Source organism: Polaromonas sp. P1_H6 (assembly GCF_056405195.1).
This window is the reverse complement of the sequence record NZ_JBFUCN010000009.1, coordinates 63,081-83,464: the sequence shown is the minus strand read 5'-3', so window position 1 is coordinate 83,464 and position 20,384 is coordinate 63,081. Positions and strand designations below refer to the sequence as shown.

Annotated in this window: 17 protein-coding genes; 9 read left to right on the top strand and 8 right to left on the bottom strand. The window is 65.9% G+C overall.

What is annotated here, in order from left to right:
* Window positions 1-7 precede the first annotated feature (7 nt).
* Window positions 8-928, bottom strand: a complete 921-nt coding sequence (gene glyQ, locus AC1D1F_RS10720) for a glycine--tRNA ligase subunit alpha (protein ID WP_477678158.1) — start codon at window positions 926-928, stop codon at window positions 8-10.
* Between the two features lie 82 nt (window positions 929-1,010).
* On the bottom strand, window positions 1,011-1,964 hold the full coding sequence (locus tag AC1D1F_RS10715; protein WP_477696215.1) for a LysR family transcriptional regulator: 954 nt from the start codon (window positions 1,962-1,964) through the stop codon (window positions 1,011-1,013).
* Between the two features lie 161 nt (window positions 1,965-2,125).
* Between AC1D1F_RS10715 and AC1D1F_RS10710 the strand changes: the two genes are divergently transcribed.
* Window positions 2,126-2,908, top strand: a complete 783-nt coding sequence (locus AC1D1F_RS10710) for an SDR family oxidoreductase (RefSeq protein ID WP_477696216.1) — start codon at window positions 2,126-2,128, stop codon at window positions 2,906-2,908.
* 71 nt (window positions 2,909-2,979) lie between these two features.
* Here the strand turns inward: AC1D1F_RS10710 and AC1D1F_RS10705 are convergent, their stop codons facing one another.
* Window positions 2,980-4,068, bottom strand: a complete 1,089-nt coding sequence (locus tag AC1D1F_RS10705) for an asparaginase (RefSeq protein WP_477676445.1) — start codon at window positions 4,066-4,068, stop codon at window positions 2,980-2,982.
* A 237-nt stretch (window positions 4,069-4,305) separates the two neighbouring features.
* Here AC1D1F_RS10705 and AC1D1F_RS10700 point away from each other — a divergent pair, with 237 nt between their 5' ends.
* A complete protein-coding gene (locus AC1D1F_RS10700) occupies window positions 4,306-5,211 on the top strand; it encodes a LysR family transcriptional regulator (protein ID WP_477676446.1) in 906 nt (301 codons plus the stop codon).
* A gap of 133 nt (window positions 5,212-5,344) precedes the next feature.
* Here AC1D1F_RS10700 and lnt read toward each other — a convergent pair whose 3' ends face one another.
* The 3 genes from lnt to AC1D1F_RS10685 form a co-directional block, all read right to left on the bottom strand.
* A complete protein-coding gene (gene lnt / locus AC1D1F_RS10695) occupies window positions 5,345-6,979 on the bottom strand; it encodes an apolipoprotein N-acyltransferase (RefSeq protein ID WP_477696217.1) in 1,635 nt (544 codons plus the stop codon).
* 32 nt (window positions 6,980-7,011) lie between these two features.
* Window positions 7,012-7,794: an HlyC/CorC family transporter gene (locus tag AC1D1F_RS10690; RefSeq protein ID WP_007867288.1), complete on the bottom strand. Its 783-nt coding sequence runs from the start codon at window positions 7,792-7,794 to the stop codon at window positions 7,012-7,014.
* A gap of 278 nt (window positions 7,795-8,072) precedes the next feature.
* Window positions 8,073-9,641 (bottom strand): B12-binding domain-containing radical SAM protein, encoded by a 1,569-nt coding sequence (locus AC1D1F_RS10685; protein ID WP_477676448.1) that lies wholly within the window; start codon window positions 9,639-9,641, stop codon window positions 8,073-8,075.
* Window positions 9,642-9,755: 114 nt separating this feature from the next.
* Between AC1D1F_RS10685 and AC1D1F_RS10680 the strand changes: the two genes are divergently transcribed.
* The 5 genes from AC1D1F_RS10680 to AC1D1F_RS10660 all read left to right on the top strand — a co-directional run bounded on the left by AC1D1F_RS10680 (window position 9,756) and on the right by AC1D1F_RS10660 (window position 15,465).
* A complete protein-coding gene (locus tag AC1D1F_RS10680; RefSeq protein ID WP_477700719.1) occupies window positions 9,756-11,939 on the top strand; it encodes a protein-disulfide reductase DsbD family protein in 2,184 nt (727 codons plus the stop codon).
* Between the two features lie 33 nt (window positions 11,940-11,972).
* Entirely contained in the window at window positions 11,973-12,638 is a 666-nt protein-coding gene (locus AC1D1F_RS10675) for a thioredoxin family protein (RefSeq protein ID WP_477676450.1), read from the top strand.
* A gap of 22 nt (window positions 12,639-12,660) precedes the next feature.
* Window positions 12,661-13,125, top strand: coding sequence for a CoA-binding protein (locus AC1D1F_RS10670; RefSeq protein WP_477676451.1), 465 nt, complete (start codon window positions 12,661-12,663; stop codon window positions 13,123-13,125).
* 77 nt (window positions 13,126-13,202) lie between these two features.
* Window positions 13,203-13,985, top strand: coding sequence for a hypothetical protein (locus tag AC1D1F_RS10665; protein ID WP_477676452.1), 783 nt, complete (start codon window positions 13,203-13,205; stop codon window positions 13,983-13,985).
* A 166-nt stretch (window positions 13,986-14,151) separates the two neighbouring features.
* Window positions 14,152-15,465 carry a class I SAM-dependent methyltransferase gene (locus tag AC1D1F_RS10660; RefSeq protein WP_477676453.1) on the top strand — a complete coding sequence of 438 codons (1,314 nt, stop codon included), beginning with the start codon at window positions 14,152-14,154 and terminating at the stop codon, window positions 15,463-15,465.
* An 8-nt stretch (window positions 15,466-15,473) separates the two neighbouring features.
* On the opposite strand, the gene AC1D1F_RS10655 is transcribed toward AC1D1F_RS10660, so the two are convergent.
* Complete coding sequence (locus AC1D1F_RS10655; protein WP_477655070.1) at window positions 15,474-15,770, bottom strand: hypothetical protein; 297 nt, start codon at window positions 15,768-15,770, stop codon at window positions 15,474-15,476.
* Between the two features lie 256 nt (window positions 15,771-16,026).
* Between AC1D1F_RS10655 and AC1D1F_RS10650 the strand changes: the two genes are divergently transcribed.
* Window positions 16,027-18,537, top strand: coding sequence for an EAL domain-containing protein (locus AC1D1F_RS10650; RefSeq protein WP_477696219.1), 2,511 nt, complete (start codon window positions 16,027-16,029; stop codon window positions 18,535-18,537).
* Between the two features lie 8 nt (window positions 18,538-18,545).
* Here AC1D1F_RS10650 and AC1D1F_RS10645 read toward each other — a convergent pair whose 3' ends face one another.
* Entirely contained in the window at window positions 18,546-18,899 is a 354-nt protein-coding gene (locus AC1D1F_RS10645; RefSeq protein ID WP_477696220.1) for an aminoacyl-tRNA synthetase, read from the bottom strand.
* 126 nt (window positions 18,900-19,025) lie between these two features.
* On the opposite strand from AC1D1F_RS10645, the gene hemE reads away from it, so the two are divergent.
* The gene (hemE, locus tag AC1D1F_RS10640; RefSeq protein WP_477696221.1) at window positions 19,026-20,135 is read left to right on the top strand and encodes a uroporphyrinogen decarboxylase; all 1,110 of its coding nucleotides are present in this window, start codon (window positions 19,026-19,028) and stop codon (window positions 20,133-20,135) included.
* Window positions 20,136-20,384 lie beyond the last annotated feature (249 nt).

The following is a 20,384-nucleotide window of genomic DNA, read 5'->3' as shown; positions in this document are numbered from 1 at the left end:
TGAAACCTCAGGCGGCCTTCTTGGGCATCTGCTCGACCCACTCGCGCGGCGCCATCGGGAAGCCCAGGCGTTCGCGGCTTTCGTAATAACTTTGCGCCACGGCGCGGGCCAGGTTGCGGATGCGGCCTATGTAGGCGGCGCGTTCGGTCACGCTGATGGCGCCGCGCGCGTCCAGCAGGTTGAAGCTGTGCGCGGCCTTGAGCACCTGCTCGTAGGCTGGCAGGGCCAGCTGCACCTCGATCAGGTGCTTGGCCTGCTTTTCATGCGCCGTGAAGGCGGTGAACAGGAAATCGGCGTCGCTGTGCTCGAAGTTGTAGGTGGACTGCTCGACCTCGTTTTGTTTGTAGACGTCGCCGTAGCTCAGTTTCGAGCCGTCGGCGCCTTCGGTCCAGACCAGGTTGTAGACGTTGTCCACGCCCTGCAGGTACATGGCCAGGCGCTCCAGGCCGTAGGTGATTTCGCCGGTCGCGGGTTTGCAGTCGATGCCGCCGACCTGCTGGAAGTAGGTGAACTGCGTGACTTCCATGCCGTTGAGCCAGACTTCCCAGCCCAGGCCCCAGGCGCCCAGCGTGGGGTTTTCCCAATCGTCCTCGACGAAGCGGATGTCGTTTTTCTTCAGGTCAAAGCCCAGGGCCTCGAGCGAGCCGAGGTAAAGCTCCAGGATGTTGGCGGGCGCGGGCTTGAGCACGACCTGGTACTGGTAATAGTGCTGCAGGCGATTCGGGTTCTCGCCGTAGCGGCCGTCCTTGGGGCGGCGGCTGGGCTGCACATAAGCGGCCTTCCAGGGCTCGGGGCCCAGCGCCCGCAGAAAGGTCGCGGTGTGCGAGGTGCCGGCGCCGACCTCCATGTCATAGGGCTGCAGCAGCGCGCAGCCCTGGTCGGCCCAGTAGGACTGCAGCTTCAAGATGATTTGCTGGAAAGTAAGCATAGAAGTGGGTTGAGGGCAAAAGCACGGCGCCTGTGGAGGCGCCGGGAAGGCCAGGCCGCACCGGGCGGCTGTGCCAAAGCGGTCATTTTACGCGGCGACGGCGCGCGGGCGCCGCGGCAGCCGCCTCGGGCGGCACATACCAGGCCGGCCCGGCCTTGAAGGCCTCGGCCAGGAAATCCACCATCACGCGGACCTTGGCGCTCAGGTGGCGGCGGCTGGGATAGACGGCCAGCACGTCGATGTCGGGCATGCTGTAGCCCGGCAGCAGCGGCAGCAGGCGCCCCGCACGCAGGTCGTCGCCGACCAGGAAGGCCGGCTGCCAGATGATGCCCTGCCCGGCCAGGGCTGCCTCGCGCGCCGTGTCGCCGTTGTTGGCATGCATGACGTAGTTGACCCTGACCTGGTGCGGGCGCGCCTGTTCATCCACGAAATGCCATTCGTTGGCGGTGGCGGCATAGGTGTAGCCCAGGCAGCGGTGCGCCGCGAGGTCGGCGGGCACCCGCGGCGTGCCATGCTGTTGGAGGTAGGCAGGCGCGGCGCAGACGATGTTGCAGGAGGTGGCCAGCTTGCGCGCCGCATGGGTGGCAGGGCCGGTGCGCGAGATGCGGATGGCGAGGTCGTAACCCTCTTCCACGATGTCGACCACGCGATCGCTGAGCGCGATGTCGAGCTCCACGTCCGGGTAGCTTTGCATGAAGCGCGGCCACAGCGGCGCCAGCTGGCGTATGCCGAAGCTCACGGGCGCGTTGATGCGCAGGCGCCCGCGCGGCTGCAGGGTGGCCGACGAGGCCAGCGCCTCGGCGTCGGCGACCTCCTCGAGGATGGACTTGCTGCGCTCGTACAGCGCCTCGCCACTTTCGGTCAGCGAGAGCTTGCGGGAGCTGCGGTTGAGCAGGCGTGTGCCGAGGTGCGCCTCGAGTTCGTTGATGTAGCGCGTGACGTTGGCCGGCGAGGTGTCCAGCGCATCGGCCGCGCGCGTGAAACTGCCGCGCCCCACGACGGCGGCAAACACTTCAAAGGCACGCAAACGGTCCATGGCGGTTCCTTCGATCCCTGACGTTCATAAAACCTGAATGATTAAAACACTTTTCAAACCTTCTTCTCATAGAACATAAACCATACATTGGACACATCGGCAGACGAACCACACAGGCCGACCCGGAAGTTTTTATCAACTCACTCGAACAGGACACTGAAATGACCACGCAAACGACCTCCCCACTTTCCACCGCAAAACGCTTTGACAACAAAACCGTGCTCGTCACCGGCGGCAACAGCGGCATCGGCCTGGCCACCGCGCTGCAATTCGCCGCCCAGGGCGCCCGCGTCATCATCACCGGCCGCGACCAGGCTTCGCTGGACAAGGCCAAAGCCCAGTTGGGCATAGGCGCCATCGCCCTGCGCAACGACGCAGGCGCCAGCGGTTCGGCCAAGGCATTGGCCGGCGCTCTGGCCGCCGAAGGCATCACGCTGGACGCGGTCTTCATCAATGCCGGCCTTGCCAAATTCGCGCCACTGGAAAGCGTGGACGAAGCACTCTGGGACGAGACCTTCAACGTCAACGTGAAGGGCGCCTACTTCGCGATCCAGGCACTGTCGCCGCTGCTGAACAAGGGGGCGGCCGTCATCCTGAACGGCTCCATCAACGCCCACATCGGCATGCCCAACTCCAGCGTCTATGCCGCCAGCAAGGCCGCGCTGATTTCGCTGGCCAAGACGCTGTCGGGCGAACTGGTGGCACGCGGCATCCGCGTCAACGTGGTGAGCCCCGGCCCTGTCACGACGCCGCTGTACGGCAAGCTGGGCGTGCCCGCCGACCAGCTGGATGCGCTGGCCGCCGGCATCCAGGCGCAGGTGCCGGTCAAGCGCTTCGGCACGCCCGACGAAGTGGCCAGCGCCGTGGTCTACCTGTCGTCGCCGGAAGCCGCGTTTATCGTGGGAACGGAACTGATCGTGGACGGCGGCATGAGTCAACTCTAAGCCTTCTCCGCGCAAATGAAAAAGGGCAATGCCGTTGCCGGCACCGCCCTTTTTCTCTATGCCACGAGGGCTCAGTACTGCCAGAAGATGCGCTGCAATTCCTTGCTGTCCACGTTCTTCGTCAGGGCCACGGCCGCCAGGATGCGGGCCTTTTGCGGGTTCAGGTCATGCGCGACCACCCAGTCGTATTTGTCATCAGGCTGCTCGGCGTTGCGCAGCACAAAGCCCGCGGGCACACGCGAGGAACGCACGACCTGCACGCCCTTGGCGCGGACTTCCTGCAGCGCGGGAACCACGCGGTCGGCGACCGAGCCGTTGCCGGTGCCGGCGTGGATCAGGGCCTTGATGCCGGACTTGCCGACGGCATCGACTGCGGCGCGCGGCACGTTACCGTAACCGTAGACGATGTCGACCGGCGCGAGCGCCTCGAATTCATCGATGTTGAATTCGGACTGGGCGGTGTGGCGTTTCACAGGTGCGCGGAACCAGTAATTCTGGCCTTCTACCACCATGCCCAGCGGGCCCCACTGGCTCTTGAAGGCTTCGGTCTTGATGTTGATGGTTTTGGCGACGTCGCGACCGCTCTGGATCTCGTCGTTCATGGTCACCAGCACGCCCTTGCCGACCGCATCCTTGCTGGCGGCAACGCTCACCGCGTCAAACAGGTTCAGCGCGCCGTCGGCCGACAGCGCCGTGCCCGGACGCATCGAACCCACCACCACGATGGGCTTGCTGGTGCGGATCACGAGGTTCAGGAAGTAGGCGGTCTCTTCCAGCGTGTCGGTGCCGTGGGTGACGACGATGCCGTCCACGTCGGCCTGCTTGACCAGCGCCGAGATGCGCTTGCCCAGCTTCATGAGGTTGTCGTTGGTAAAACTCTCGGAAGCGATCTGCGAGACCTGCTCGCCCTTGACGTTGGCCACATTGGCCAGCTCGGGCAGGCCGGCCAGCAGCTTGTCGACCGGCACTTTGGCGGCGGCGTAGGTGGCGCTGTTCAGGGCCGAGGCGCCGGCGCCGGCGATGGTGCCGCCGGTGGCCAGGATGACGACGTTGGGCTTGCCGGCCGTTTGCGCCAGCACGGAGGCTGGTACGCCCAGCGCGGTGAAGGCGGCGATGCCGAGCCCGGCGCCTATTTTGAGGAGGGTGGAGGTGATTTGCATGAGGTATTCCAGGAAAGGTGAAATTGTTCTGCCGGACCGCGGCACGCGCAGGACACCCCGTGAAGAGTGGCTTGCGCAGGGCCCGCGCCCCGATGTCTCCTCCGGCGCCAGGGCCAAAGGTGGCTCATCGTAGCCACGCCGCCGGGATGCGGCGATGCATAATGTAACGAGGGGTGTGACTAAAACTCACACCCTCCGGCAGCAGGCCTTCTTGCCGCGCCGTCACCCGGCAGAACGATGAACCTCAGGCAACTTGAAGTCTTCCAGGCCGTCATGCAGACGGGCAATATGAGCGCCGCCGCGCGGTTGATCTGCATCACGCCATCGGCCGTCAGCAAGACCATTGCCCACACCGAACTGCAGCTGGGCTACAAGCTGTTCACGCGTGGCAAGGGCACGCTGGCGCCCACGCCGGAAGCGCGTGTGCTGTTCGAAGAATCCACCCTGATCCACCAGAAGCTGGATGGGCTCAAGCGCATCGCCGTGAACCTGCGGCAGGCGGCCGACGGCCAGGTGCGGCTGGCGGCCATCCCATCCATCAGCCACGAATTTTTACCCCTGGTGCTGGAGCGCCACATGGCGCGGCACCCGCGCGTGCGCATCGAGGTGCGCACCCTGCACCAGGACCAGATGGTGCAGGCCCTGCTGACCCGCGGCGTCGACTTCGCGCTGGGTTTTTACGAGCACCCGCATCCGTTGCTGACCAGCACCACGCTGGTGAGCGGGCCGCTCTACCTGGCGGTCACGCGGGATATCTGGCAGCGCGCCGTGCGGGCGCGGCGGCAGAACCCCATGTCTTTCCTGGCCAGCATGCCGCTGATACGCCTGGTGGGTGAAGACCCGATGTGCCAGTCCATCGACGAACTGGCCCGCCACCTGGGCCTGAGCGCCCCGGCCGGCCTGCAGGTGCAGACCTCGCGGCTGGCGCTGGAACTGGTCAAGCGCGGCATGGGCTGGACGGTGGTGGATTTCCTCACGGCCAGCAACCTGGACCCGGCCTCGCTGACGGCGGTGCCGCTGCATGACTTCGCCCATGCGCCGCTGCAGATGTATTTCGCCACGAGCACGCCGCCGGGGCAGGATGCGCTGCGCATGCTGGAAATGCTGCCGGATCTACTCCACGGCGTGATGGCGGCGCGGTAGAGCCGCTCACAAAACCCTCCTGGCGTTGTTGCGCCGGCCTTGCCGTGCTGTAGCACTGTCTGCGGCGACGCGCCTAGCCAGGACCGCTTCGCTGGGCTTTGTGAACGGCTCTCTGCGCCGCAACAACTCAGCTTCAGCGGCGGCGGAACAGCAGCGCCAGAACCGCGATACCCAACCCCAGCCCCCACAGCGGCCACATCCCGTAGCGCGACACCCAGGCGGCATAGGGCGTGATGCCGTTGCGGCCCTCGACCTCGCCGACCAGTGCGCCGCGCGTGTGGCGCTCCAGCGAGTAGGTGACCTTGCCGGTGTGGTCGATGATGACGGTGGCACCGGTGTTGGTGGCGCGGATCATGGGGCGGCTGAATTCGAGCGCGCGCATGCGCGAGATCTGCAGGTGCTGGTCTATGGCCACGGTGTTGCCGAACCAGGCGATGTTGCTGACGTTGACAAAAATCGTGGGCGCCAGCGCCGGGTCGGCAAAACGCGCGCCCAGTTCTTCGCCGAACAAATCCTCGTAACAGATGTTGGGCGCCAGCCGCTGGCCTTTCCATTCAAAGGAAGCCTGGCCGACCGCGCCGCGGTTGAAGTCGCCCAGCGGGATGCGCATCATGTTGATGAACCAGCGAAAGCCCGGCGGAACGAATTCACCAAAAGGCACCAGGTGGTGTTTGTCAAAGCGGTAGGGCTCGGGCTGCCCGGGCTTGAAGCCGACCACCGAGTTGGCATAGCCGGCCTGCGGGCTGCCCACGGGGATGCCCACCAGCGCCGCTTGCTGGCCGGTGGCAAAGCGCGACTGCAGCGCCCGCCAGTAGCCTTCGGGCAACTGCATGGGCAGCAGGGGAATGGCGGTTTCGGGCGCCACCACCAGCGGCGTCTTCACATCGCGCAGCTGCTGGCCGTACCAGTTCAGCGCGGTGGCCACGCCGGTGCCGCTCTGGAATTTTTCGTTCTGCGGGATATTGCCCTGCAGCAGCGTGACCTGCAGCGGCTCCCCGGCCGCGGTGGAGCCCGCCTCCCCCGGCAGGGCGCTTTGCACCGGCAGGTAGGACAGGACGAAGCAAGCCACCACGATGGCAATCGCGGTCGCCCACTGCATGCGGGAGGCACGCATGGCCATGGCCAGCCAGGCGGCGGCCAGCGCCGCCAGAAAGGTGATGCCGTGCACGCCCACCAGGGCGGCCAGCGGCCTGGCCCAGCCGTCCACATGGGCGTAGCCGCCCTCACCCCACGGAAAACCGGTGAAAAATTCGACGCGGGCCAGTTCGGCCAGCAGCCACAGCGCGGCGAACACCCCGGCGCGCGGCAGCTTGCGGCGCGGCGCCAGACGCACAAACAGCGCGCCCGCCGCCGCGTAGTACAGCGACAAAAAGGCCGCGAGCAGCACCACGGCCAGCACCGTCAGCGGCGCGGCCAGCCCGCCGTAGTAGTGCATGGAAATGAACAGCCACCAGAAAGTGCTGCACAGCATGGCCGTTCCGAAGGCGACGCCCAGCCAGGCGGCGCGCTTCAAGGAGCGGCAGCTGTCGATCTGCGCGGCGAACAGGAACATCGCCAGCAACTGCATGCCCCCCAGAGGTTGACCCTGCACGAAGGCGAAATCAAACGGCCAGGCCATGCTGGCGGCATGCAGGCAACCGGCAATCAGGACCATGGCCAGCTGGAAGGGGGAGAAGCCCTTGCGCGGCGGCAGGTTGCGCGCGTGCTCAAGCAAGGCGGGCAAGGTCGGCAGGTGGGACATCATGCTGTGAATCGAGTCCCGTGCCATATATTGCCCTCTTTACTTTATTGTGTGTGTCGTCAGACGCCGGCGGAGACCGGCGATACCTTGAACCAGCGCACCGCGCCACCCTTGGTGTGCAGCACCGTGAATTGCAGCCCCGCCAGCGCGTAGTGTTCGCCGCGCTTGGGCACATGGCCCATCTCGTGCGCCACCAGGCCGCCTATGGTGTCGAAGTCGGTTTCGGGCAGCGTCACGCCGAAAGCCTCGTTGACGCGCTCTATCGAGGTGTCGCCGCTGACGCGGTAGGTGTGGTCGGTCAGGCCGAAGATGTCGCCGTCGTCCTCGGCGATGTCGAATTCGTCCTCGATCTCGCCGACGATCTGTTCGAGCACGTCTTCAATCGTGATGAGGCCGGCGACGCGGCCGAACTCGTCGATCACGATGGCCAGGTGGTTGCGGTTGCCGCGGAATTCGCGCAGCAGGTCGTTCAGGCCCTTGCTTTCGGGCACGAAGACGGCGGGACGCAGCAGGGCCTTGATGTTGAGTTCGGGCGCGCGCTGCAGCTTGAGCAAATCCTTGGCCATCAGGATGCCGAGGATGTTTTCCTTTTCGCCCTCGTAGACGGGAAAGCGCGAGTGGGCGGTGTCTATCACCAGGTGCAGCAGCTCGTCGAAGGGCGCGTCGATGTTGATCACGTCCATGCGCGGCGCGGCCACCATGACGTCGCCGGCCGTCATGTCGGCCATGCGGATCACGCCCTCGAGCATTTCACGGCTCTGGGCGCCAATAACGTCATTGTCCTGGGCCTCCACCAGGGTTTCGATCAACTCGTCTTTCGAGTCGGGACCGGGGTGGAGCATTTCAGCGAGCTTTTGCAGAAAACCTCGCTTGTCTTCCGGCCTGGAAGACCGACTGGGGGGAACGTCGGACACGTGATGGCGGTCGGTAGTTGTGAAGGGGCTAAGGATAGCTGAAATCTTTGACACTGAGGGGGATGGGATACGAGGGACCGGATTTAAAAGCATTTTCCGCGCCAGCCTATCGCATCTGGGCTTCCTCAGCTATTGATTTGATAGCGAGTCGGTGCTTTTCCGGGCCCGACGAAACCTTTGGTTGTATTGGGCGGCCCGCACAAAGCTCAGGCTGCGGCGGCAGCCTTGCGAATCTCCTGGCTCACATGCCGTCCCTGCCGCTCGGCGCCCTGTCGTCCGGTCCGCAAGGGCGCCGCGGCCCGCACCGCCCCCAAAGCCCCGGCCAGGCATTGCGGCCGCCCGCGCGCGCCACTGGCCAGGTAATCCGCGAGCAGCGCATCGCGAACCTCTTTCCCGGCCAGGTCGCGCACCTCCGTGAGGTGGTCAAACAGCAGGTCCACGAGTTTCTCCAGCGCGAATTCATGCGTCTTGGCCGTGGTCGCCCACAGCCAGTCGCTGAAGCGCAGGAAGTTTCCGAAAGCCGAGCCCGGCGCCAGCAGCAGCTGGAGCGCCCGCGCGAAGCGGCCGGAGTTCGCGACCATCTCCCAGTAGCGCGCAAAACGGTTGATGCGCTGCATGGTGGCGAAATCGATCGTGGAGTTCTGCAAGATGGTGTACGGCGTCTGCGGGTCGTAGGCCATGGCGAAGGCCTCGGTGTGCCGCGTGATCGGCGTGCCGCGCAGGCGCTTCAGGATGCCGAACTGGATTTCATGCGGCGCCAGTTCATGCAGGCGGTCAAAGCCCTGGGCAAAACTTTCCAGGGTTTCGCCGGGCAGGCCGAAGATCAGGTCGGCGTGCACATGGGCCCGGCTTTCGTTCACCAGCCAGCGCAGGTTGTCGACGGTCTTGCCGTTGTCCTGCTTGCGCGAGATGCGCTGCTGCACCTCGGGGTTGAAGCTCTGGATGCCGACTTCAAACTGCAGTGAGCCCGCCGGGAACTGCGCAATCAGGGCCTTCAGGCGCTCGGGCAGGCTGTCGGGCACGACCTCAAAATGCACAAACAGCTCAGGCGCCATCCGGTCCAGGAAAAACTGCAGGATGCGCACCGAGTTCTCGACCTTGAGGTTGAAGGTGCGGTCGACAAACTTGAAGTTGCGCGCGCCGCGCTGGTACAGCGCGTCCATCTCCGCCATGAACAGGTCGAGGTCGAAAGCCCAGGCGGTCTTGTCCAGCGAGCTCAGGCAGAACTCGCACTTGAAGGGGCAGCCACGCGAGGCTTCGACGTAGAGCAGGCGCTTGGCCAGGTCTTCGGCGGTGTAGTCGCCATAAGGCAGGGCCAGCACCTCCAGCGGCGGCTGTTCGCCGGCGATCACCTTCATGAGCGGCTGGGGGCCGTCAAGCAGCGCGCGGCAGAGCTTGGGAAAACTCACGTCGCCCCAGCCGGTGACCACGTGGTCGGCCAGGCGGCAGATCTCCTGTTCGCCGGTCTCGTAGCTGACCTCGGGCCCGCCCAGCACGATCTTGATGCCGGGCCGCAAGGCCTTGAGCAGGCGCACCACCTGGGTGGTCTCGACCACGTTCCATATATAGATACCCAGGCCTATCACCTCGGGCTGCAGCGCCAGCAGCTCTTCGACGATCTGGGTGGGCCGCTGCTGGATCACGAATTCGCGTAGCTGCGTGGCTTCGCGAAGGCCTGGCCCGCCGTGTTTGTCCATATTCGCCAGCAGGTAGCGCAGGCCCAGCGAGGCGTGGATGTACTTCGCGTTGAGGGTGGCCAGGACAATACGGGGCATGACCCTATTATCGGAGTTGGCTCCCAAAACGGCTGTAATCACCTGGCCGGCAGTCGGATCCAGCGCCACCCGCCCCAGGAACTAATGCCCCCACCGCCCGCTCACACTCCCACCATGCATTTCAAGCGCCCTCTGTTCGCCGCCCTTGCCGCTACGCTTTTGATAGCTATTGGCGCAATACCCATGGTGGCCGGCGCCCAGAATGCGCCCTTGAACCTGCCCGGAAAAAGCAGCCGCGGCGCGGCCGCCAGCGTGGTCACGACCGACCAGGTGCGCGCCGAACTGCTGGCCTGGGCGCCCGAGGGCGTGGAGCCCGGCAAGCCGGTCTGGGTGGGCCTGCAGCTCACGCACCAGCCCGAGTGGCACACCTACTGGAAGAATTCGGGCGACTCGGGACTGCCCACGCAGCTCGACTGGCAGTTGCCGGCCGGCATCGATGCCGGCGAGATCGCCTGGCCGACCCCGAAAAAAATCCCCATCGGCACACTGGCCAACTACGGCTACGAAAAAACCGTGCTGCTGCCCGTGCCGCTGACGGTCGCGCCCGGCTTTGCCGGCAGCCAGCTTGAGGTGAAGCTCAAGGCGGCCTGGCTGGTGTGCCGCAAGGAATGCATCCCGCAGGAGGGCGACTTCGCGCTGAGCATCCCGGTGCGCAGCTCGACCGCCGCCAGCAGCCAGCTGTTCAAGGACACTTTTGCCGCCACGCCCAAGGCGCTGCCCGCCGGCGCCAGCCAGGTGGAAGTCGGCGGCGGCAAGGCCATCAGGATTTCCCTGGCCGGCCTGCCCGCCACGCTGCAGGGCAAGACGCTGGCGCTGTACCCCGAGACCGGCAGCGTGATCGAACCCGCGGCCGCCTGGCAGCAAGCCTGGCAAGGTGCGGTGTGGACGGCCGAAGTGCCGCTGTCCGGCCAGCGCACCGAAAGCCCGGCCAGCATGCCGCTGGTGGTGGCCCTCGAGAATGCCGCCTACCGCATAGACGCGCCGGTCAAAGGCAGCTGGCCCGCACCGGCCGCCGCCGCCGTGGTGCCGCCCGCGCTCGAAGCGGCGCTGCGCGCCAATGCCTCGGCGGGCGCCACGCCGTTGCAAACCAGCGCGGCGCCCGTGGGCCTGATCGCCGCACTGCTGGGCGCCCTGCTCGGCGGGCTGGTGCTCAACCTCATGCCCTGCGTGTTCCCGGTGCTGGCCATCAAGGTCGTGGGCTTTGTGCAGGTGAAGGACTCCGCCACGCGCCTGACGACCGGCCTGGCCTATACCGTGGGCGTGGTGCTGTCCTTCCTGGCGCTGGGCGCGCTGCTGCTGGGCCTGCGTGCCGCGGGCGAGCAATTGGGCTGGGGCTTTCAGCTGCAGAACCCGGCCGTGGTCGCGCTGATGGCGGCCTTGTTCACGCTGCTGGGCCTGAACCTCGCGGGCCTGTTTGAATTCGGCAACCTGCTGCCCGGCCGGCTCGCGGGCTGGCAGGCCAAGAACCCCACCGTCAATGCGTTTTTGTCGGGCGTCCTGGCCACGGCCATCGCCTCGCCCTGCACCGCGCCTTTCATGGGCGCCTCACTCGGTTATGCCGTGGGCTTGCCGGCCTTCGAAGCGCTGGCGATTTTCGCGGCCCTGGGCGTGGGCATGGCCCTGCCTTATCTTGCGGCCAGTGCCATCCCCGCCGTCGCGCGCGCGCTGCCGCGCCCCGGCCCCTGGATGCTGACCTTCAAGCAGCTGATGGCCTTCCCGATGTTCGCCACCGTGGCCTGGCTGGTCTGGGTGCTGGGCCAGCAAAGCGGGGTGGACGGCGCGGGCGCATTGCTGGCCTTGCTGGTGCTGATGGCGCTGGTGATCTGGGCCTTCACGCTGCGCGGCACGGCGCGCACCTTGCTCGCGGCTTTTTCCCTTGCGCTGGGCGCATGGGGCCTGTGGTCCGTGGGCCCGAACATCACCCGGCCGGTGGCCGCCGCGTCGGCCGCACCGGTCGCCGGCGGCTGGCAGGCCTGGGAGCCGGGCCGGGTTGACCAGCTCGCCGCGCAAGGGCAAAGTGTGTTCGTGGATTTCACCGCCGCCTGGTGCGTGACCTGCCAGTACAACAAGAAGACCACGCTGTCGAATGCCGCGGTGCTGGCCGACATCCAGGCGAAAAACGTGGCACTGCTGCGCGCCGACTGGACGCGGCGCGACCCGGCGGTGACCGCGGCGCTGGCCCAGCTGGGCCGCAACGGCGTGCCGGTCTACGTGATCTACAAGCCCGGCCGCGCGCCCGTCGTGATGTCGGAGATCCTGTCGGTGGATGAGGTGAGGACCGAGCTCGCCAAGCTGTGATGTCGTCTATTTCTTCTTGCAAGGAGTCAAGCCATGAATGATCAAGCACGCTCTGCGCGGCCACTGAACCGCCGTCTTTTTTCCGGCGCCCTGGCCACCCTGCCCTGGCTGGCCACGGCCGCGCTTTCCCCGCTTTCCGCGCAGGCCGCTTCTGCGGCCGCCGTGGGTCAGGCGGCGCCCGACTTTTCCGCCGTGGACACCTCCGGCAAGACGCATCGCCTGGCCGACTACAAAGGCAAGCTGGTGGTGCTGGAATGGACCAACCCGGGCTGCCCTTTTGTGCGCAAGCACTACAGCGGCAACATGCAGAGCCTGCAAAAAGAATTCACCGCCAAGGGCGTGGTGTGGCTGGCCGTCAATTCCACCGAAGCCGGCAGCGGCGACTACCTGGCGCCCGCCAGGCTCGCCGGCTGGATGACCGAGAAACAGGGCCAGCCCAGCGCCACGCTGATGGACGAATCGGGCCAGCTCGGCCAGCTCTACGGCGCCAAGACCACGCCGCACATGTACATCATCAGTCCGCAAGGCCAGCTGGTCTATGCCGGCGGCATCGACAGCATTCCCTCGGCCCGCGTGGACGACATCAAGACCGCCACCAACTACGTGCGCCAGGGCCTGACGGAAGCGCTGGGCGGCAAGCCGCTGAGCGTGGCGAGCAGCCGCGCGTATGGTTGCTCGGTCAAGTACAAGGATGCGTAAACCTCTCCTGCAAAGGCCCGCCATGACTTCCCTGCCCCCCGCCGAACGCATGCCCTACATCCTGAACCACTACCGCAACATCGCGGTGGTCGGCCTGTCGCCCCATCCGCACCGCGCCAGTTTTGACGTGGCGCGCTACATGCAAGCCAACGGCTACCGCATCATCCCGGTGAACCCAAACGCCACCGAGGTGCTCGGCGAAAAAGCCTATGCCTCGCTGACCGAGGCCGCGCGCCACGAAAAAATCGAGCTGGTGAACTGCTTTCGCAACAGCGCCGACATTCCGCCCGTGGTCGACGAGGCCATCGCCATAGGCGCCAAGGCGGTCTGGATGCAACTGGGCATCAGCAACCCGGCCGCGGCGGCCAAAGCCGAGGCCGCGGGCCTGCTGGTCGTGCAGGACCACTGCATCAAGATAGACCACCGGGTGCTGCAGTCGCGCGGCCTGCTGGACACGACGGCCCACACGGGCGCGGCTTCGGCCTGAGCTTGCCTTTGCGGCATCCGGCCAAGGCCCGGGAAAGCCATGCTTGCGCGGCCGGGCGCGGCCGCTGAGAATGCGCCATGTCCCTGCGCACGGCAACCACCTTCCCTCCCACCCCTGCCGTTTCGCCTTCGCTTTTTTCCTTGCTCCGCCTTTCACTGCTGCTGGCCCTCGCGGCGCTGGCCGGTTGCGCCGGCCCGGCGCCCACGCACCGGGGTGAGGCACAGGCAGCGCCCATGGCCCCCAGCGAGGTGGGCCAGTCGGACGTGAACCGCATGGCCACACTGGGCATGCGGGACAACCTCGAAAGCCTGCTGCGCCTGGCCGACAAGCTGTACCGCCGCAACCCGGCCGAATGGCGAAAGACCAGCACCGTCAGCCGCGACGCGGCCCTGGCCCAGCTGCGCGTGGCCGTCGACACACGCACTCCCTGGCCGGAGCTGCAGGGCAGGCGCGACATCGCGGCGCTGTCGCTGGCGTTGGGCCCGGACTTCAAGGGCGACCGCGTGGCGGCCTTCATCTACGCCAGCGCCGACATGGTGGTCACGGCCCACGGCGGCAAAACCAGCTTCTACCTGACCGACAGCCTGGACGCGCAGTACATCTACAACGCCGCGCGCAACATCGAGATTGCCGTCTGGATGCTGTCGAATCGCCGCAATGCCGCGGGCCAGCCCCTGCTGCTGGCCGACGAGATCACCGAGCGTGAACGCAACCTGAGTTTCGAGCGCGAGTTCGGCAAGGTCATAGGGCGGCTGGATTTGCTGGCCTCGGTGCTGACCGAGAAATACAGGCGTGCCGTGATCACTTATGTCCAGAACCTCTTGGGCGGTACGTTCCTCCAGTTCTTGCCCGTCCGGTAAAGCAAGCACACCCCCTTCTCCGCTCACTTCGTGTAGCGGGATCCCCCCTTGCAGGGGGCGACACCTACGGCCCGGCAAAGCCGGTTCCGTGCTGTCACTTGATTGGGAGCGAGGTGAGTCTGCGGGCGGAGACAATACGTGTTTGCCGCCAATTCCGGAAGCCGCCATGCCCGACAACTACCTGCCCGAGGTCCGAAACCAGTACGAGGCCCTGCCTTACCCGCCTTGCGACCCGCAGGACGACCATAAGCGCCTGGTGCTGACCTGGCTGGAAGACCTGCCCATGATCAACCACTACTGCTTTGCCGGGAAGCAGTCCTTCCAGAAGGGCTTCCGGGCGCTGGTGGCCGGCGGCGGCACGGGCGACGCGACGATCTTCCTGGCCGAGCAGCTGCGCCACACCGATGCGCAGGTGGTGCACCTGGACATGAGCGAAGCCAGCATCGCGCTGGCCAAAGAGCGCGCGCAGATCCGCGGGCTCGGCAACATCACCTGGGTGCACGACTCACTGTTGAACCTGCCGGCGCTGGCCGCGCAGCTTGGCAAATTCGACTACATCAACTGCAGCGGCGTACTGCACCACCTGGCCGATCCCGACCTGGGCTTCAAGGCGCTCATGAGCGTGCTCAAAGAAGGCGGCGCCATCGGCCTGATGGTCTATGCCACCACGGGCCGCATCGGTGTCTACCAGATGCAGGCGCTGATGCGCATGGTCAACGGCGGCGAGACCGACGCACAGCGCAAGATCGCCAACACCCGCGACATCCTGGCCAGCCTGCCGCCCGGCAACTGGTTCAAGCGCAGCGAAGAACTGCACCACGACCACAAGGCCGGGGACGCCGGCATCTACGACTTGCTGCTGCATTCGCAGGACCGCTCGTACGGAGTCGGCGAGTTGTTCGACTGGCTGGGCGAGGGGCACGGCCTGCACCTGGCCTTCAGCGACGTGCAGCGCGGCCGCGCGCCTTACCTGCCGCACATGGTGCTGGGCAGCAAGCCGCCGGCCATGGCCGCCGCGCTGCGCAAGCTGCCGCTCAGGCAGCAGTATGAAATGGCCGAGCTGATGGGCGGCAACATCATCACGCATTCGCTGTACCTGACACGCGATGCGGCCTGCACCGCGCCTTACGGCGATGCCGACTACGTGCCTTTTTTCTACCACGAGCCCTTGACGGGCGAGATCGCGGCGCAGGTCTTCGGCAACAGCCGCGGCCAGCCCTTCATGCTCAGGCACCAGCATTCGGGTGTTTCCGTGATGGTCAACCCGGGCAAGTACGGCGCGAAGATCCTGGGCCTGATAGACGGCCGCCGCAGCTTCGGCGAGATCTTCGAGCAGTTCCGCGCGGCCTGGCAAGGCAAGGCGACAGCGCCCGACAACACCACACTGTTCGCCGACTTCGCCGAATCTTATGAGACGCTGAACGCGCTGGAGCGCCTGCTGCTCAGGCACGTTTCAGTCGACGCCTCGGCCAAAAAATAAGAGACGTCTCAGGCGGCGGAACTCCACAGGTCGGCGCTTGGTGAGGGCTGATCCGCCAGCAAATCCACGACCACCACGAGTTCGCCGCCGAAGCGGCCTATGCCCAGGCCGCTCATGAGCTTTTGCTCTTCTTCCTCCGAGGCCATGCGTACAAAGCACAGGGCCTGCTGCTTGCCGGCATGGGCAGCCGGCACGATGTTGAGCTGCGTGACCGAGCCGAAGCGGCTGCACAAGGTCCCCAAGACGGTTTGCAGGGTGGCGATATCAGGGCATTGCTGCAACTGGTCGAGTTCGAGAGGGCTCATGGGTCCTTGCCTGGAATAAAACACGGGACAACGGGGAAGCCGCACCAATAGCGTGGACGGGTGGTGCAGCATGAAGGGTGGGGCTGCGTGCTGTCGTGAGGCGCCGCAGACCTGCAGCGTAGGACAAAACCGTGCGCAGGTAAGTGACGGAACGTTTTGCAACGCTTTATCGCCAACGCTTTCAAATCTCCTGTGAAAACCGCCCCGCCATGCGTCAGCATCATTGATCGAATGTCTGAAAAGCAGGTGCTTGCCCGTGTCCGTTTCTGTTCCCTCCCTGGCGCCCGCCTTCGCGCTGCATGTGCTGCCGCATTCCGGCGCGGACCGGCTCGCCCGGCTGGCGGCCCGCGCCTGCGGCGTGCCGATCGCCATCGTCGCGGCCCTTGAAGACGGCGAAGCCGTGTTCGTCGCGGGCACCGGTTTTTCCGCGCAGGAGCGCGAAGGGCTGGTCGCGCTGTGCGGCGCCACGCTCGAGGCACCGCCGCGCCAGCCGCCGCTGCCGGCGCGCGGTGCGGCCCAGATCAGCTTTTACCGCGGCCTGCCCTTGAGCCGGGAGGACGGCACGCTGCTGGGCGTACTGGCGGTCATGGACAAAACAGCGCGCAGCCTGGGCCCCGAGCAGGAAGAGGACCTGGAGACGCTGGCCGGGCTGGCCGCCGCCCAGCTGGATGCGCGGCATGCCGGCGCGCCACAGGCTGCCCAGACCGGCGAGGACGCCCAACGCCTGGCCACGCGCCTGGGCATCACGCTGGAAAGCATCACCGAAGGCTTTTACACGCTGGACCCGCAGTGGCGCTTCAGCTACCTCAACCGCGAAGGCGCGCGCCTGCTGGGCCGGCCCTCCACGGAGTTGCTGGGCAAAAGCATCTGGAAGGAGTTCCCGGGCGCCATCAACACCTTGTTCTCCGAGCAGGTGCGCGCGGCAGTGGCGGGCAACTACCAGGTGGAGTTCGAGGCGCTGTATGCGCCACTCGACAAATGGTTCGAGATACGCGCCTACCCTTTTCCCGACGGCGTAGCGATTTACTTCCGCGACGTCAGCGAGCGGCGCAAGGCGCGCGAGCAGCTCATGCTGCTGGAGACCAGCATCTCGCGGCTCAACGACATCGTGCTCATCGCCGAGGCGGTTCCCTCGGGCCGGCCCGGGCTGCGCATCATCTTCGTCAACAACGCCTTCGAGCAGCACACGGGCTACAGCCCCGAAGAAGCGCTGGGCCATTCGCCGCGCCTGCTGTGCGGGCCGCTGACGCAGCGCAGCGAACTCGAGCGCCTGCGCAACGCCTTCCAGAAGGGCGAACCGGTGCAGGCCGAGCTCATCACCTACAAAAAGAACGGCCGGCATTTCTGGATGGAAATCGACATCGTGCCGGTGGCCGACGATGCCGGCGTGTTCGTCACGCACTGGGTGGCGGTGGGGCGCGACATCACGCGGCGCAAAGTGGCGGAAAGCGAGATCAAGCACCTGGCCTTCTACGACCCGCTGACCCAGCTGCCGAACCGCCAGCTGCTGATGGACAGGCTGGACAAGGCGTTGCTGCACAACCGCCGGCATCCGCGCGAAGGCGCGCTGATGTTCATCGACCTGGACAATTTCAAGACGCTCAACGACACCATGGGCCACCAGAAAGGCGACCTGCTGCTGCAGCAGGTGGCCAGGCGGCTGGCGGCCTGCGTGCGACAAACCGACACGGTGGCGCGCCTGGGCGGCGACGAGTTTGTGGTCATGCTGGAAGACCTGGGCCAGGACCCCGCCGAAGCCACCGTCAAGGCCGAAATCGTCAGCGGGCAGATCCTGGCCGCGCTGTGCGAGCCCTACAGCCTGGCGGGCTACCAGCACTACAGCACCTGCAGCATAGGCGTGACCGCCTTCAACCAGACCCTGAACAACATCGGCGACCTGCTCAAACAGGCCGACCTCGCGATGTACCAGGCCAAGATGGCGGGGCGCAACACGGTCTGTTTTTTTAACCCGGCCATGCAGGCCGCCGTGACCGCCAGCGCCGCGCTGCAGTCGGACCTGCGCCAGGGCCTGCGTGAGAAACAGTTCCTGCTGTATTACCAGCCGCAGGTGGGCCGCGACGGCCGCATGACGGGGGTGGAAGCGCTGCTGCGCTGGCGGCATGGGGAGCGCGGGCTGGTGCAGCCCGCGGAGTTCATCCCGGCCGCCGAAGACGCCGGGCTGATACTGCCGCTGGGCCAATGGGCGCTGGAGACGGCCTGCCGGCAGCTCGCGGCCTGGGCGCAGCGCCCCGAAACCGCGGCGCTGAGCATCGCGGTCAACGTCAGCGTGCGGCAGTTCCGCCACCCCGAGTTCGTCGACCTGGTGATGGCCGCGCTGAAAGAAACCCAGGTCAGCCCGCACAAGCTCAAGCTGGAGCTCACCGAAAGCCTGCTGGCCGAGGACATGGAAATCACCATCACCAAGATGGCCAGGCTCAAGAAAATGGGCGTGACCCTGTCGCTCGACGATTTCGGCATGGGCTATTCCTCGCTGTCCTGCCTCAAGCGCCTGCCGCTGGACCAGCTCAAGATCGACAAGTCCTTTGTGGAAGACATCCTGCGCGACCCCAATGACGCGGCCATCGCGCGCACCATCATCGGCCTGGCGCAAAGCCTGGGCCTGGGCGTGGTGGCCGAGGGCGTGGAAACCGAGGCGCAGCGCGACTTTTTGTCGCGCCACGGCTGCGACTGCTACCAGGGTTATTTATTCTGCAAGCCGCTGCCGATTGATGAGCTGGAAGCCTTTATCAAGACCTTGCCGATGTGACGCGGCCGCTAGGCCGCGGCCTTGTGGTGCTGGTGCTGGCGTTGATGCTCCAGCCGGAAGATCACCTCCTTGACGATGCCGTACATTACGGCGCGGTCGCGGTTCGGGTGGTCGCTGAAGTGCACCGTGGTGGCGCCCAGGGTCGCGCCTTCGCCGTCATAGGTCACGCTGATGCCATGCGCCGTCATCAGCGGCCCGCAGGCGCGCCAGTCGCGCGTCCATTGCGGCAGGGCCTGGGCGCCGTCCCACAGCGTGCCCGCGCTTTCATAACATTCCTCGATGTGCGTGTGCCCCAGCAATTGCGCCAGGTGGCGTTCCTTGGCGATGCAGCTGCGGAAATATTCCTGGTCGTTCATGCGCATGGAAACACTCCTTGGACGCTGTTCCGGGGCTGGTCGGGGCCCCCTGCGGCCATGGTAAATCCGAAGCCGCGCCAGTGCCAGTGCCTGTGCCAGCGGACACAGACTCACACCTGAGACAATCGGTGCATGTTCGCACCCCTTCAAAACGACACTTTTTTGCGCGCCTGCCTGCGCCAGGCCACCCCCCACACCCCTGTCTGGCTGATGCGCCAGGCCGGCCGCTATTTGCCTGAATACCGCGCCACGCGCGCCCAGGCCGGCAGCTTCATGGGCCTGGCCACCAACACCGACTACGCCACCGAGGTCACGCTGCAGCCGCTGGAGCGCTATCCGCTGGACGCCGCCATCCTGTTCAGCGACATCCTGACCGTGCCCGACGCCATGGGCCTGGGCCTGTCTTTCGCGCTGGGCGAGGGCCCGCGTTTTGCCACGCCGGTGCGCGACGAGGCCGCCGTGGCCAAGTTGCAGGTGCCCGACATGGCCAAACTGCGCTATGTGTTCGACGCCGTCACTTCCATCCGCAAGGCCCTGAACGGCCGCGTGCCGCTGATCGGCTTTTCGGGCAGCCCCTGGACGCTGGCCTGCTATATGGTCGAAGGCGCGGGTTCCGACGACTATCGCCTGGTCAAGACCATGCTGTACCAGCGCCCCGACCTGATGCACAAGATGCTGGCCGTGAACGCCGACGCGGTGGCCACTTACCTGAATGCCCAGATCGAAGCCGGCGCCCAGGCCGTGATGATTTTCGACAGCTGGGGCGGCGTGCTGGCCGACGCAGCCTTCAAGACCTTCAGCCTGGCCTACACGGCCCGCGTGCTGGCCCAGCTCAAACGCGAACATGAGGGTGTGAAGATCCCGCGCCTGGTGTTCACCAAGGGCGGCGGCCAGTGGCTGGAAGCCATGGCGCAGCTCGATTGCGAGGTGCTGGGACTGGATTGGACCGTCAACCTGGCCCGTGCGCGCGCGCTGGTCGGCGAGCACGGGCCGCAGGCCAAGGCGCTGCAGGGCAACCTGGACCCCAACGTGCTGTTCGCCAATCCGGCACAGATCGAGGCCGAGGTGGCCAGCGTGCTGGACAGCTTTGGCGCCCCCCATACCGACCCCAACAAGGCCGGGCCGACCCATATTTTCAACCTGGGCCACGGCATCAGCCAGCACACGCCGCCCGAGAGCGTCGAAGTGCTGGTGCGCGCAGTGCACGCTCACTCTCGCAGCATGCGCCCTGCCCGCAGCTAACGCTTTTTGCGCATATCCCGAAACTGCCCGAAATTGGCCGATTTCAACCATGGCTAGCACAAAACCGGGCCTTGGCTGCTGGACTTATGCACAAAAATCTTGTTGCGCCGCCGCAATGCGGGGACTCTGTCCGATCTCGCGCTATCAAAGCAATAGCGCTCGTAAGTCCTTGATTTATATAAAGACTTTAAATTGCTTTTTTTCCGGGCAATTTAAGAAAAGCCTTGATTTACAAGGCTTCGCGACCTT